Below are 13,905 nucleotides of genomic sequence, written 5' to 3'. Positions count from 1 at the left end.
AACTAATGGATGAGATAATGATAAGAAAAATAATTTGGATTACATTACTGGTTCTTGGATGTCACTTTCACGCGGTGTTTGCTGTTACAACAAATCCTGGCCAGACTGCAAAACCTATATTATCTGTTCCAGCCAATGTTCCAACACGAAAAGTTAAGCTATATTTTAATAACTTAAATCAGCAGCAAGGTAATTTTACTTTAGGTAACTTCACTACAGGAAGAAATATCGAATTTACCATGCGTAAAGATGAATTGATATTTCAAGCAGTATTACATTTGCAATTTACCCCTTCACCTGCGCTGATTCCTTTGCTTTCACAACTTAAAATTTATCTAAATGACGAATTGGTCGATGTGATCGCAATCAGTGCTGAACAATTAGGTAAATTGAGTTCCATAGATATACCCATTGATCCTCGTTTTATCAATGATTTTAATCGTCTCCGTCTTGAGTTTATTGGTCATTATAAAGCGATTTGTGAAAATCCAGCACATAGTTCAATATGGATGGATATTGACAAGAGCAGCTATCTTGAGTTGAATTTTCAAACCTTACTTTTGAAAAATGATCTCTCACATTTTCCAGAGCCTTTTTTTGATCCATTAGATCACAATCAGTTAAATCTACCCATTATATTTTCTGGACAACCTAATTTAGCGCAACAACGTGCCGCAGCAATTCTGGCGTCATGGTTTGGAAGTAAGGCTTTATGGCGTGGAGCGACTTTCCCTGTTTCGTTTAACCAGATCCCTACAAGCAATGCCATAATATTTGCGACGAATGCACAAAAACCTGATTTCTTGAAAAACTATAAAACTGTGACAGCCCCCACAGTCGAAATGATAAGTCATCCAAATAATCCTTATATTAAATTACTCTTGATTTTGGGGCGTGATGACAAGGATTTAGTAACTGCTGTTCGGGGTATAGCACAAGGTAATGTCCTTTTTCGCGGATCAAGCGTTATTATCAATAACGTAAAAATGTTAGAACCTCGAAAGCCTTATGACGCACCAAACTGGATGCCTACTGATAAACCAGTAGCTTTTGCAAAATTAAAAGAATTTGACGAGCAACTACAAACAAAGGGATTTACTCCTTATCCCATCTCACTTAGATTTAATTTACCGCCTGATTTATTTTTACACCAAAGCAGAGGTATTGATTTACGTTTAAAATATCGTTATTCATTACCACCGGCAGCAAGTATGTCGCAGCTGCATATTAGCCTAAATAATTCTTTTGTAAAAAGTTATGTGTTAGAGCACGAGGGAGAGAAGGCCCTTGCAGGAAATATGGCAGTCACAAGTAAAGAACTCTATATTCCAGCAAAATTAGGGGCGAATAACCAATTTACCTTTGATTTTGCATATGGAACACAAATTGCAGGAGGAATGCTCAATGAGCAATGCATTACTTATCAGGTAATTAATAATTTAGGAGTCATAGATGATGCTTCAACTTTAAATCTCTCCAATTATTATCATTATATTGCAATGCCCAATTTAAATGCATTCATGAGCTCCGGTTTTCCTTTTAGTATTTTGGCTGATTTGTCACAAACGATAGTTTATATTGATCCACAATCAAAACCTGAAGCAGTGACTTCTTTACTTAATGTTGTGGGTAACATTGGTGCAGCAACTGGGTATCCTATTTTAGCGATGACTTTGACAGATAACTGGTCGCAAGTTAAAAATAAAAATGCTGATCTTTTGATTATTGGCACGTTACCTAAAGATCTTCGTGATAATGATGATCTTAATTTGCTGATTAATAAAACCCAAGATTGGGTTAAAAAGCCTTTGAACAGAAATGCAATGCCAGATACACATCGAGTGACTCCTTTCAGTGCAGCTGAAAGTAAAACTACTGTCACAGCAATGGGCTCTGTAGCAGCTATTCTCGGTATTCAATCCCCATATTACGAAAAACGCAGCATCATTGCTTTGCTAGCGGAAAGTCAGCAAGGTTTTGATCTACTCAATAAGGCATTAACTCATAATAAAAATGTCGACAAAATTTTTGGTTCTCTAGCAGTAATCCGTGACTCTGGAATTGATAGTTTTCGGGTAGGCAATAAGTATTATTTGGGTTATTTGCCATTTTGGGATCGCTTTTGGAACTTATTGCAAGAACACCCAATTAGCCTTGCACTCTTATCTCTTTTGGCTGCAGTCCTAATTACATTTTTGATTTGGAATGGTTTGTCAAGACTCATTAAACATCGTTTAAAAGGCACACAGCAGGATAAAACGTGATTTTTAAAAATAAGAAATGCTTATTAATTATTATCTTATTGATATTGGGTATTTGTAATGCTATGGCAAGTACCCCATGGCCAATTTGGGAGAAATTTAAACAGTACTACATCAGCATGGATGGACGAGTCATTGATCCACAACTTCCGGAGCGAAAGACTACTTCTGAGGGGCAAAGTTATGGATTATTCTTTGCTTTAGTTGCTCATGATCAGCCTATGTTTGATAAATTACTACGCTGGACTGAAAAAAATCTTGCTGCAGGCGATTTGGGAAAGCACTTACCTGCATGGGAATGGGGACAAAATGCCCAAAAAAAATGGATTGTTTTAGACAGTAATTCTGCTGCTGATTCTGATTTATGGATTGCTTATGATTTACTAGAAGCAGGACGCTTATGGAACAATAAACGATATGGCTCTCTTGGTAAAAAACTTCTACAACGTATTCTGAAGGAAGAGGTAGTTCAAATGCCAGGATTTGGACTTATGGTACTTCCAGGTAAATTTGGGTTCAATTTTAAAAACTATTGGCGTCTTAATCCCAGTTATTTACCTCCTCAGTTATTTGCTCGATTTGCTCAACTCAACAGCCAATGGAATATTCTTGAGCGTAATAGCAGACGTTTGTTGTTAGAAACTTCCCCCAAAGGATTTGCGCCGGATTGGGTAATTTGGAAAAAGAATCGTGGCTGGCAGCCTGATCTAAAGTATCCTAATTTAGGTAGTTATAATGCGATTCGTGTTTATCTTTGGGTAGGGATGTTAGCTCAGGATGCGCCTCAAGCAACAGAATTGATAAAACACTTTTTGCCTATTATTGTCTTGACACAACAATTAGGAACTCCACCAGAGAAAATTAATATCCTGACTGGTAAAACACAAGGGAAAGGCTCTATTGGTTTTGCCGCGGCACTCTTGCCATTATTAGCCAATAATCCTTCAGAACTTGCTGTGCAAAGACAACGCATTGATGCTGAAGAACTGACTGCTGATGGTTATTACAGCTCCGTACTAAGACTTTTTGGTCAGGGGTGGGATCAAAATCGATATCGTTTTAATGCCCAAGGTGAATTGATCTTACCTTAACAGGTACAGTTAATTCTTTTATGACCATGCTGTTTTTACCTTCATTTTTGGCTTGATAAAGTGCTTTATCTGCTAATGCAATTAAATTATCAATTTGGAACTTATAATTACCTTGAGTAGAGACTATACCCATACTCAATGTGATGAGTTTCATTATGGATTTTTTTTTAGATTTTTTATTATTGAATTGCTCATTGAATGAATGACACACGGTGAGACATTCTTGAATGGTTTGGTTGATAAGAATGACGAAAAATTCATCACCTCCAACACGATAAATCGTATCATTAGCGCGACGAAATATTTTTTTTAATAATTTAGCAGTATAAATCAAAAAATTATCGCCATAAGTATGCCCCAAGTTATCATTAATCAGTTTAAAATTATCTATATCAATGGATACTAAAATTATTGAATAATGATTGCGCTGCGCTTTATCCCATTCTTTCTGTAAGATAGATTGAAAATAACGTCTATTGTATAAACCGGTTAATGCATCTGTTATAGAAAGCATTTGTAAATCATCAATTAATCGTTCTTTTTCTCTAAATAACAGGAATACTTTTTTTAACGAAGAGTGATTCATTCGTGCAGAAATGATTATCATGATTAAAAAAAATAAAAACATACTTGCAAGAACAATTCGCTCTCCTTTATCTATCCAATAGTTGTAGGCGGTTACTTGGATAAAGATAGGAATGATATAAGCATAATAAGCAGGAAGATAAATAGACAATGATGCTATAGCACCAACACTTAACCCACCTAACACTAAAATGATAATAAATTCTTGTATAACTGATATGTAAGGAAAGATAAGACAATAAAAGATTCCCCATGCAGTTCCAGTAATAAACGTAAGAAGAATAAAATAAATTAAAGAGAGAGAACTTTTGTACTGTCCTAGTCCTTTTTTGAGAAAGTAACGACAAAAAAACCATCTACATGCGCTGAACAGGATAACAGGTGCTATCCATATAACGTGTTGCCAAGGAACGTGCATATACAGAAGTTCTAAAGTTAATAATATGGCTAAAATGGTGTTAAATGGTATGGCGCGAAGCGAACCTTCAAAAAGAAATACGATTTCCTCTTTATGGGGTAAGGTCATTTAAAACCTCAGGCACAATCCTTTGTGTTTATAGTATAGCGCATGATAGTGAGGGATAATTATTGCATCTGGTTTGCTGCCAATTTATCTTATTCACTGTATTCGCTCAGTACGTTAAGGAACTGATGTCCATAATGAGCCAATTTATGTTGACCTACGCCGGGTATTGTAAGTAATTGTTCCAAATTTTGAGGTTTTACTTCAGCCATTGCGTGTAAGGTTGCATCACTGAAAATCATAAAAGGTGGTTTGTTTTCTTCATCAGCCAGCTGGCGTCTTAATGCACGAAGCAATTCGAATAATGGGGTGTTTGTTGTTTCAACAGAGGGTCGCTCTTTGGTTTTCTTTTTACCCCGTTTAAGATCATCACTAGGTAAAGTAAGCGAGATTTTTTCTTCGCCTTTAAGCAAAGGAATGGCTTTGGGGGTTAATTTAAGAACATTAAAGTGATTCATGTCCTGCACACAATACTCTTTATGAATGAGTTGCCAGGCCAGGTGCTTCCAGTAGTGGGCAGATTTGCCTTTACCAATGCCAAAGGTACTTAGTTGCTCATGACCGTATTGCTTTATTTTATCTGAAGAACTACCACGCAATACGTCTATGGTATGTGTTAGACCATAATTTTGCCGTAATCGATAAATACAGGATAAGAATTTTTGCGCATCTTCTGTTGCATCAGCTGTTTTTGGAGGATTTTCGCACACATCGCAATATTGGCATTCCGTATCACAAGGTTCATCAAAATAGCGTAATAAAATCTGGCGACGGCAATAGGCTGCTTCAGCGAAAGCAAGCATGTGATTGAGCTTATTGGTTTCAACCCGTCTTTGTTCATCGAGCGGATTATTAATAATCCAGGAGCGTAGTCTCGCACTATCCGCTGCATCATAGAGTAAAAGTGCTTGGGCTGGCAATCCATCACGTCCAGCACGTCCTGTTTCCTGGTAGTAGCCTTCAATATTTTTAGGTAAATCATGATGAATAACGAAACGAACATTGGGTTTATCAATTCCCATCCCAAAAGCAATCGTGGCAACAACAATGTCAATACGATCATACCTGAATAAAGTTTGGACTTCTCGACGTTCTTTATGGGAAAGCCCAGCATGATAGGCACGAGCTTTGAAACCGATTTCTTGCAGTTTTTTGGCAAGATTTTCCACGCCAGTACGGGTACTACAATAAATAATCCCGGATTGTTGTTCTACTGTTTGCAAAAACTGATTCAATTGTTTCACTGCATTGGTTTTGGGGACTACTTTATAATAGATATTAGGTCTATTGAATGAAGCAATATATTTTTTAGGTGAATAGTTTAATTTATCAACAATATCCTGGCGTGTTTGTTTATCAGCAGTTGCAGTTAAAGCAATAATTGGAATATTAGGAAAATGGTTTTTTAAAATACCTAAAGCAGAATATTCGGGACGAAAATCGTGTCCCCATTGAGAGATGCAATGGGCTTCATCAATGGCAAAAAGTGCTATGCGGCATTCTTTTAAGCGCTCCAGAAATGATGGGTTAATCAAACGTTCGGGAGCGATATACAGTAAATCCAATTCATCATGATGTAATTGCATTAATACGTTTTTTGCTTCTTCACTGGTTAAAGAGGAGTTATAATATGCCGCACGAATTCCCTGTAATCTAAGTGCAGCCACTTGGTCTTCCATTAATGCAATCAATGGAGAAACAACGATACCTGTTCCTGGTCTTACTATAGCAGGTATTTGATAGCATAGGGACTTTCCACCGCCTGTTGGCATTAAAACAAGAACGTCACGTCCAGCAATGACATCATGTATGATGTCTTCCTGAGGTGTTCTAAACGAGTCAAAACCAAAGTATTCTTTGAGTACAGTAAGTGAGTCATTATGAATTACAGGTGCTGCAAGAGTTTCCATGTGATCATCCTAGAAAAAGCAGTTGAAACCTGCTGCAAGCTAAAGGTACTCAATCTGCCGGATTTTTTTGAATTTTTTTCGCTCACCGTAGTGGTGACCACTGCTTTCACGAAAAAAATTCAAAAAAATCCATCATTTTCAGCACCTTAATTGGCTCGTTACGGTTTCAACTGCTTTTTCTAGGATTATTCTTATTCTTTTCACGAGCAGGAAATTTGCAATCATATCATTATCCTTAAAAAAGCAGTAGATACTTAGTTATTCTCACTATGAGGCCCACTGCTTTAAGGATTATGGTTTGGAAATAAAAGGATTATCTTTTATATAAAAGCGCAGTAATTTTTCTGCCCAATCTTTTGCATAATGAACCCCAATTCTTGGTTTTTCCACAATGGTAAACGGATCTTGGTTTTCTGCTTCCGCAATGTAAAAAATATTACCGGTTAAATCATATTGGTTCAATTGCTTGTCTATATGCATTGCTTTGGAAAGCAATCCAGGGCCTTGTGTTCGTCCTTGAATGTTTTTGATGGGTTCAACAGCACGTAACAATATTGCAGAACCTGTGCCTTCAGTTTCAGTAACGACATTGGTACAATAATACATTCCATAAATTAAATAGATATAGGCATATCCAGCTGGCCCAAACATGACTTTCGTTCTTTGGGTAAGACCTTTAGAGGAATGGGAGGCGAGATCATGTTGTCCCAGATACGCTTCTACCTCGACAATCTTTCCTATATATTCAAGTCCGAATTGGTTATGGATAAGGTATTTTCCTAAAAGTTCTTTGGCAACACTGATTGTATCGCGTTCATAAAATGTTCTCGGTAATTTTCGAAGCATATCTCTTTCATGGATGATAAAAATTCGCAATAATAATACATTTAAATAAATTTTCTAAGGACAGTTTATGGATTTTGAATTCACAGCAGAACATTTGGCCTTTCGTGAGATGGCAGCTGATTTTGCGCGCGAGAAATTGGCTCCTATGGCCGATAATTGGGATGAGCATCATTATTTTCCCATAGAGGTTTTACGCGAAGCCGCCTCATTAGGAATGGCTGGGATGATGGCGCGTGAGGATATTGGTGGAGCCCAATTAACAAGGTTAGACTCCGCATTATTGTTTGAACAATTAGCAACAGGTTGCATCAGTACCAGTGCTTATCTTTCCATTCATAATATGGTTACTTCTTTAGTGGACCGATATGCTGATTCTGAGTTACGAATGAAGTGGGGACCTAGATTAACCTCCATGGAAGTATTTGGTAGTTATTGTTTGACTGAACCTGAGGCAGGTTCAGACGCAGCTTCTTTAAAAACCAGAGCTGTAAAAGATGGAGACTATTATATTCTTAATGGTTCCAAAGCCTTTATTTCAGGTGGTTCAGTAAGTGATGTTTATTTATGTATGGTTCGTACTGGCGATGAATCGCATCATGGAATAAGTTGCCTATTGATAGAAAAAGATACACCAGGATTAAGTTTTGGGAAATTAGAAAAAAAATTGGGATGGCATAGTCAACCTACCTGTATGGTGTATTTTGAAAATTGTCGCGTACCGATTGCTAATCGTGTTGGTGATGAAGGCATGGGATTTAAAATTGCATTGAATGCTTTAAATGGGGGGCGGATAAATATTGCCTCATGTTCATTAGGTGGAGCCCTTGCTTGCTTACGATTAACTCAGAACTATATGCATGAGCGTAAACAATTTGGCAAACCACTCACCGAGATGCAAGCATTACGTTTTTATTTTGCGGATATGCTGACAGATTACGAAGCAGCACGTTTAATGGTTTATCGAGCAGCAAATGCTATGGATAAAAATGATTCTCAAGTCCCTCTATATTGTGCCATGGCGAAACGTCTGGCTACGGATGTTGCTTTCCGCATTTGTGACAAGGCAATGCAAATTCATGGGGGATATGGTTATTTACGTGATTATCAAATTGAGCGTATATTCAGGGACTTGAGAGTGCATCAAATTCTTGAAGGAACTAATGAAATCATGCGCGAAATTATAGCGAAGACAACTTTGGATGAGGAGCACTTTTTGTGCTGATTGATATTATAGATTGGGTGTGGCATGGAACCTTGAGATAGACACCAACTTAAAAAGTAGTTTATTGTTACTAATTAATTTTAATAAACCTCCCTACGTACCGCGCTTAAAGCGCGCAGTACGTAGGGTAAAAAAATGATGAGGTTTTTTCAGAGCTGATCCTGAGTTTTTAGCGCAGAATGAACTCCTAAAGCGGGTTCTGCTACGTTGCACACAGGCTATGATACTAGTATGTTCTTACAGAAAAGGAGTGAATGAAATGAATTTAATTGAACAAGATTTAGATAGCCAGGGAATTTTGACTTTAACTTTGAACAGACCCGAAAAGTTAAATGCTTTAAGCTCGGAAGTATTAGATGCTTTAGAGGAATCATTCCATTCTGCGAAAACCAACCCAAAAGTTAAGGCGTTAATAATTACTGGTCATGGTAAAGCCTTTTGTGCTGGCGCAGATATTAGCCGATTGGCTGAATGTACTGCACAAACAGGATATGAATTTGCTTGTCGTGGACAAGAGGTTTTCCGTCTTTTGGAAACTTTAGGTAAACCTTCATTAGCAGCAGTGAACGGATTTGCCTTCGGTGGCGGTTGTGAATTAGCTATTTCTGCAACGTTAAGGATCGCTTCAACTAAAGCTCAATTTGGTCAGCCCGAAGTGAAACTGGGGGTAATTCCTGGCTATGGCGGTACACAACGATTGGGGCGTTTAATCGGTAAAGGACGTGCTTTAGATTTATGTTTGACCGGACGATTTATTAATGCTGAAACGGCATTAAATTGGGGGTTGGTGAGTGAGGTTGTAGAGCCGGAAGCTTTGTTGGATCGTGGGAAAACATTATTGCATGGAATTTTGAGCATGGCTCCTCTTGCGGTTGCAAGTGTTATGGAGGTTATTGATCATGGTTATGACTTGTCTTTAACCGAGGCCTTGCATCTAGAAGCAATTCACTTTGCCAAAGTATGTGCTTCTGAAGACAAGAAAGAAGGGGTGGCGGCATTTTTGGAAAAACGAGCTGCAGGGTTCGAAGGAAGATAATCATGACTGATGAAGTACTTTTTAATCAAGAAGGTTCATTGGGTGTTATTACATTAAATAGACCTGGTGCACTGAATGCGCTGACTTTAAATATGATTCTTAACATACAAAGGCAGTTAAGCCTTTGGCAAGGAGATGATACTATTCATGCGGTAGTCGTGCGTGCTGTTTCGGGAAATGCATTTTGTGCTGGGGGAGATATACGCTCGCTCTATTTTACCGGACAAGTAAATGATGCGGAGCAAATGCAGTTTTTTTGGCACGAATACCGATTAAATCATTTTATTCATCATCTTGGTAAACCCTACATTTCTCTAATTGATGGTATTGTTATGGGAGGAGGGGTGGGGATTTCCATGCACGGAAGTCATCCCATAGCCAGTGAGCGTTTCGTATTTGCTATGCCTGAGACGGGTATTGGTTTTTTTCCTGATATTGGTGCGAGCTATTTATTAACCCGATGTCCAGGATATTTGGGCACTTACCTGGGCTTGACCGGCAATCGCCTAGGCCCACATGATGCGGTGAAAGCTGGATTGGTTAAAAAAATGGTGTCCTCAGAACAAATGCCTGCTTTATATGATGCATTAATGAACGAAGATTTATCAATAGATGCTTTTGAGCGTGTCAATCAATGCTTGCAGCGCTTTTCTTTTGTACCTGCTACAGAGGAGGTCAGTCAAATTAAGCCATTGATTGATGTCTGTTTTGCGCATCCAACAGTTGAAATGATTCGAGAGTCCCTGCAAAGTGCCAATACAGTATGGGCGGAAGCGGTCGATAATACTTTAGCTCAAAAATCTCCTTTGAGCCTTAAAGTGACTTTAGCTCAATTACAAAAGGCAAAAGGGCTCTCTTTAGCGCAATGCTTGCAAATCGATTATGATGTAGTCAGTCATTTTATGCACGATTATGATTTTTATGAAGGTGTCAGAGCGTTATTGATTGATAAGGATAAAAAACCTCAATGGCATCCAGCGCGTTTGGATTTAGTTTCAGAGGAAATGGTTCAGAAGTATTTCGAACGTTCCCATCCTGGTTTGGAGTGGGTATAATTTTGTTGGTTTTTTGTAAGACAATTCGGCTCGGTGTTGATAAATCTAATTTTTACAACACCGATCTTTATGCGTCATTCATGATGATAAATGACAACGAGGGATGGATTTTAATATCCAAGCTTAATCCCTGGCGCATGCACTTCATTACCGTGTTCAAGTGAAAGAGTTATATCCTTTCTAAAGGAATCACTTTGCTCTTGTCCTTGCTCTTGTCCTTTTGTTTTATTTTGAATATAAGTTCCGGCACGATAAATACCACTACCTACTGCGGCTGCTCCAATTGAATAAGCCGTGGTTTCAAGAACTGGTTTAAAAAACATCCCGAGACGTGACATCATTTTATCATCCTTTTTAATAGTGTTAAAAACTGCAATGCGTGGTTTAAAATTAAACATTGCAGTTCTCTATAATACACTATTTTTGCATAGAGCAAACTATTTTATGAAAATTAGTTTGCCATGCAATTTTTTTCAAACACTTAGTCTAGCTTGCTACTCGTGCTTTTGTCCTTTTCATTGGTTTCTTCAACTTCTTCAATACGAGGAGTTGTTGTTTCTTTAGGCGCAAACATACTGTGTTTGGATTTTCCTGGTGAGGGTTGGCATTTTTTGGGAACAACTTTTTCCAAAGGTTCTTGCCCCATAGTTTCACCAACACCAGCAACCAGAGCAAATATAACCCCTGTTAAGCCCATTCGAATGGGAACTTGTTTTAGAGCCATTGATCCAAATGATTTTAATGAAGCTCCTGGATTCTCGATGAAGCAATAAAATAACTCTTGAGTTAATTTAATTGTGCTTACATTGTGCAGACGTCCATCTTTAACCGTAGATTGCACTAGGGCATAATCTTTAAAAGATGTAAATGGATATGAGAAAAAGGCAGCAGCCATACCACTGAACATTCCAGAAGTGAAATGAGCTACATTTTTATCTTGAATTGGCAAGCCCTTTGCTATTCTCTCTTCAAGAATACATAAAGCAGCAAAATTAACCATTCCAGAACCATATCTGGGTATAAAACCACCCATCATCAATTTCCAAGCGTTATTAGGCGTTTTCCATACAAAGTCAGGAGGAAGAAGACCCGGAACTTTTTTCAATGTGGATAATGATTCAGGTATTTGGGTCACCAGGATATCGCCTAAAGCCATAGCCATAACATAGGTATAATTCGTTGCAGAGTATTTTTTACCTTCTTCTTTATTCGCCTCATGAATCCCTTCTTCTAGAGGCTTGCTGCCGCCTTTAGCTCCGGTAACATACCCAGTTCGAATTACTGATCCTGAAATAGAAGCTGAAGTTCCAGCATACATTGCTCTCATAAATCCCCAAATCCCACCTTGATAAGTAGGGACCATATTACCGCTCTTGGATAAATTAACTAACACCGTTTTTACTGGACTTTGAACCGCTACGATACTAAAACTTGTAGCTAATGCAACAGTTACAAAATTAGCTCCATTCCACAATTGTTGTTGAATTGTTTCCATTGACGGCATTGCTGACCAAGCATAACTAGGTAAACCTCCTACTCCTGAGGTCTCAGGTTTATGAGAGGGCTTGGTTTTTGAGGTTTGGACCTGTTGCTTTAGTAAATCCAATGGCATTATCCCAGGAAAAGGATATATAGTGGGTAAATTCCACACTGATGGAGTTACAGGTTGCTGCTTCGTTTTTTGAGTTTGTAGTGTTTGTTTTACTATTTCAAATGGTGAGTACCATGAAGGTATGCTCCACACAGATGGTTGCTTCGTAGTTTTCAGTGATTGTTTTACTACTTCAAATGGTGAATACCAGGCGGAAGTAAATATACTCGATACGCTCCATACAGGTTGCTGGTACGTTTTTTGAGTTTGTAGTTTTTGCTTCACCACTTCCAACGGTGTTACCAACCATGGAGCATTAGAAAGGTTTGGCATGCTCCATAGTGAAGTCACAGGTGGTTGACCAGTTTTTGGAACTTGAGTTTCTTTTTTAGTCTGCATGATAATATTTTACATCGTTGTTAAATTGGATTTGTATTATAAGGAGCAAAAATTAACTTAACCTTAAGAAATATGAATAATTAGAACAAAAAAAAATCTTGGGGGTTATTTTGTGGGCACAAGGGTGTTCAAATTGGACAAAAACTCCCAGAGGTTTTGCTTGTTTTATTAAGGAGGTTACAAAAAAATCTTTTATTTATAGTAACTTATATCGAAATGCATGAGTAATTCAGGAAGCAAAATCGTAAATCTGGGAGATAGAATATATTTATTAAAAAAGTTATAAAATTTGTAAAAATTTAATAATAAAATTAGTTATCAATGTTAAAACTATTTCAACCAGTCACTGAGAATATCAATGATTTTCTGCGCTTGTTCTGCGCTGGATATATTAAATTTGGATTTTTGCCAGTATTGATTATTACGTTTTTGATAACGTCGAATTGAAAATTTAACGGGTCCATAGCCGTTTTGGGCATTATCCCAATCCTGATACTTAAACATAATCGTAGTCCAGGCCCCTTTACTTAATACCTTCTTATCCAGCTCTTTAACTGTTTCTATTCCATTTTCACTAAATGCAATAGTGAGTTCATCTATGCTTGCAGTCATTTCAAAACCTACCTCAACAAATATTTCAAGAAAAGCAGTGACCTCATTAATTTGAATGGAGTTCTGCGCTAAAATTTTGAGAGTGTATCTTATTTTTTTAACTTACCATAGTGTTGCACTGTGATTTGCCTAAAAATAGGGAATAGAATGAAATAGGCAATTATTATACCCTATCGCTTTGCGACTTATTGAATGGATTGCAATTTACCATTAACAAAAGTCATGGTAACGGCAGGTTGGTACTCCCCGGGCTGATAGAGCCAAACTTGAGGTTTTTCGGCGGTTGGTACAATTTCATTGATAAAAGTATTATTTACCATAGAAGGAGATCCACAGGAGTAATACACTTTTTGTACTGGATCCCCCGCTTGAATGTTTGCGCCCTGACAAACAGATACCGCATTGCTATCTGAGCCGTTTAATTTAATAGAGCGTACTTTTTGATTGACAATATTTACTTCAAGTGAAACACCCCCATTGCCCGTGGGAACATTCCATACTCCGTAAAAGGCGGTTTGAGTTCCCATATTATTATAAATGAGCTGTTGCATGGGAATTTTTTGCATAACAGGTTGATTTGATTCTTGCTGGCTCACTGGTTGGCCACACGCTGCGATTACTTCATCGGGTGTCATTCCTAAATTAATATATCCGTGGTTTTGCGGGCAATAATAAGATTGAGTATCAGCAAATAAACTAAAAGGTAAAAGGATTAATCCCAAGCTAGTACTTCTGAGGAACGTTAATTTCATGATTCAATCCTACTAATCCTCT

At 37.7% G+C, this 13,905-nt stretch carries 12 protein-coding genes; 5 read left to right on the top strand and 7 right to left on the bottom strand.

What is annotated here, in order from left to right; all coding sequences use genetic code 11:
* The first annotated feature begins 17 nt into the window (after window positions 1-17).
* Window positions 18-2,264, top strand: a complete 2,247-nt coding sequence (gene bcsB / locus A8O27_RS01235) for a cellulose biosynthesis cyclic di-GMP-binding regulatory protein BcsB (protein ID WP_058460571.1) — start codon at window positions 18-20, stop codon at window positions 2,262-2,264.
* Window positions 2,261-3,352 carry a cellulose synthase complex periplasmic endoglucanase BcsZ gene (gene bcsZ / locus A8O27_RS01230; protein WP_058460421.1) on the top strand — a complete coding sequence of 364 codons (1,092 nt, stop codon included), beginning with the start codon at window positions 2,261-2,263 and terminating at the stop codon, window positions 3,350-3,352. Before bcsB ends, bcsZ begins: the two co-directional genes overlap by 4 nt.
* On the opposite strand, the gene A8O27_RS01225 is transcribed toward bcsZ, so the two are convergent.
* The 3 genes from A8O27_RS01225 to A8O27_RS01215 form a co-directional block, all read right to left on the bottom strand.
* On the bottom strand, window positions 3,321-4,463 hold the full coding sequence (locus A8O27_RS01225) for a GGDEF domain-containing protein (RefSeq protein WP_058460422.1): 1,143 nt from the start codon (window positions 4,461-4,463) through the stop codon (window positions 3,321-3,323). The two genes, bcsZ and A8O27_RS01225, sit on opposite strands and share 32 nt — an antisense overlap.
* An 89-nt stretch (window positions 4,464-4,552) precedes the next feature.
* The gene (gene recQ, locus A8O27_RS01220; RefSeq protein WP_058460423.1) at window positions 4,553-6,370 is read right to left on the bottom strand and encodes a DNA helicase RecQ; all 1,818 of its coding nucleotides are present in this window, start codon (window positions 6,368-6,370) and stop codon (window positions 4,553-4,555) included.
* Between the two features lie 291 nt (window positions 6,371-6,661).
* Complete coding sequence (locus A8O27_RS01215; RefSeq protein WP_058460424.1) at window positions 6,662-7,216, bottom strand: DNA-3-methyladenine glycosylase; 555 nt, start codon at window positions 7,214-7,216, stop codon at window positions 6,662-6,664.
* Window positions 7,217-7,283: 67 nt separating this feature from the next.
* Here A8O27_RS01215 and A8O27_RS01210 point away from each other — a divergent pair, with 67 nt between their 5' ends.
* The 3 genes from A8O27_RS01210 (at window position 7,284) to A8O27_RS01200 (ending at window position 10,529) form a co-directional block, all read left to right on the top strand.
* Complete coding sequence (locus A8O27_RS01210) at window positions 7,284-8,438, top strand: acyl-CoA dehydrogenase family protein (RefSeq protein ID WP_058460425.1); 1,155 nt, start codon at window positions 7,284-7,286, stop codon at window positions 8,436-8,438.
* Window positions 8,439-8,697: 259 nt separating this feature from the next.
* Window positions 8,698-9,474 (top strand): enoyl-CoA hydratase/isomerase family protein, encoded by a 777-nt coding sequence (locus A8O27_RS01205; protein WP_058460426.1) that lies wholly within the window; start codon window positions 8,698-8,700, stop codon window positions 9,472-9,474.
* A gap of 2 nt (window positions 9,475-9,476) precedes the next feature.
* Window positions 9,477-10,529 carry an enoyl-CoA hydratase/isomerase family protein gene (locus A8O27_RS01200; RefSeq protein WP_058460427.1) on the top strand — a complete coding sequence of 351 codons (1,053 nt, stop codon included), beginning with the start codon at window positions 9,477-9,479 and terminating at the stop codon, window positions 10,527-10,529.
* 110 nt (window positions 10,530-10,639) lie between these two features.
* Here A8O27_RS01200 and A8O27_RS01195 read toward each other — a convergent pair whose 3' ends face one another.
* From A8O27_RS01195 to A8O27_RS01180, 4 genes are all read right to left on the bottom strand, one after another.
* Window positions 10,640-10,870 (bottom strand): hypothetical protein, encoded by a 231-nt coding sequence (locus A8O27_RS01195; RefSeq protein WP_131744455.1) that lies wholly within the window; start codon window positions 10,868-10,870, stop codon window positions 10,640-10,642.
* 140 nt (window positions 10,871-11,010) lie between these two features.
* The gene (locus A8O27_RS01190) at window positions 11,011-12,519 is read right to left on the bottom strand and encodes a hypothetical protein (RefSeq protein ID WP_058460429.1); all 1,509 of its coding nucleotides are present in this window, start codon (window positions 12,517-12,519) and stop codon (window positions 11,011-11,013) included.
* 330 nt (window positions 12,520-12,849) lie between these two features.
* Window positions 12,850-13,131 carry a hypothetical protein gene (locus A8O27_RS01185; protein ID WP_058460430.1) on the bottom strand — a complete coding sequence of 94 codons (282 nt, stop codon included), beginning with the start codon at window positions 13,129-13,131 and terminating at the stop codon, window positions 12,850-12,852.
* A 185-nt stretch (window positions 13,132-13,316) separates the two neighbouring features.
* Window positions 13,317-13,883 carry a DUF2845 domain-containing protein gene (locus A8O27_RS01180; protein ID WP_058460431.1) on the bottom strand — a complete coding sequence of 189 codons (567 nt, stop codon included), beginning with the start codon at window positions 13,881-13,883 and terminating at the stop codon, window positions 13,317-13,319.
* Window positions 13,884-13,905: the final 22 nt, after the last annotated feature.

The sequence above is a fragment of the Legionella bozemanae genome (assembly GCF_001648595.1).
Classification (GTDB): Bacteria; Pseudomonadota; Gammaproteobacteria; order Legionellales; family Legionellaceae; genus Legionella; species Legionella bozemanae.
Note: the sequence above shows the minus strand (reverse complement) of the source record. Positions and strands in the feature narration are given on the sequence as shown.

Bases quoted from the DNA above. Each gene is read 5' to 3' on its own strand.
- A8O27_RS01215 (WP_058460424.1), bottom strand. From the start codon at position 7,216: ATGCTTCGAAAATTACCGAGAACATTTTATGAACGCGATACAATCAGT.
- A8O27_RS01185 (WP_058460430.1), bottom strand. From the start codon at position 13,131: ATGACTGCAAGCATAGATGAACTCACTATTGCATTTAGTGAAAATGGA.
- A8O27_RS01195 (WP_131744455.1), bottom strand. From the start codon at position 10,870: ATGATGTCACGTCTCGGGATGTTTTTTAAACCAGTTCTTGAAACCACG.
- A8O27_RS01190 (WP_058460429.1), bottom strand. From the start codon at position 12,519: ATGCAGACTAAAAAAGAAACTCAAGTTCCAAAAACTGGTCAACCACCT.
- recQ (WP_058460423.1), bottom strand. From the start codon at position 6,370: ATGGAAACTCTTGCAGCACCTGTAATTCATAATGACTCACTTACTGTA.
- A8O27_RS01200 (WP_058460427.1), top strand. From the start codon at position 9,477: ATGACTGATGAAGTACTTTTTAATCAAGAAGGTTCATTGGGTGTTATT.
- A8O27_RS01180 (WP_058460431.1), bottom strand. From the start codon at position 13,883: ATGAAATTAACGTTCCTCAGAAGTACTAGCTTGGGATTAATCCTTTTA.
- A8O27_RS01205 (WP_058460426.1), top strand. From the start codon at position 8,698: ATGAATTTAATTGAACAAGATTTAGATAGCCAGGGAATTTTGACTTTA.
- A8O27_RS01210 (WP_058460425.1), top strand. From the start codon at position 7,284: ATGGATTTTGAATTCACAGCAGAACATTTGGCCTTTCGTGAGATGGCA.
- A8O27_RS01225 (WP_058460422.1), bottom strand. From the start codon at position 4,463: ATGACCTTACCCCATAAAGAGGAAATCGTATTTCTTTTTGAAGGTTCG.
- bcsB (WP_058460571.1), top strand. From the start codon at position 18: ATGATAAGAAAAATAATTTGGATTACATTACTGGTTCTTGGATGTCAC.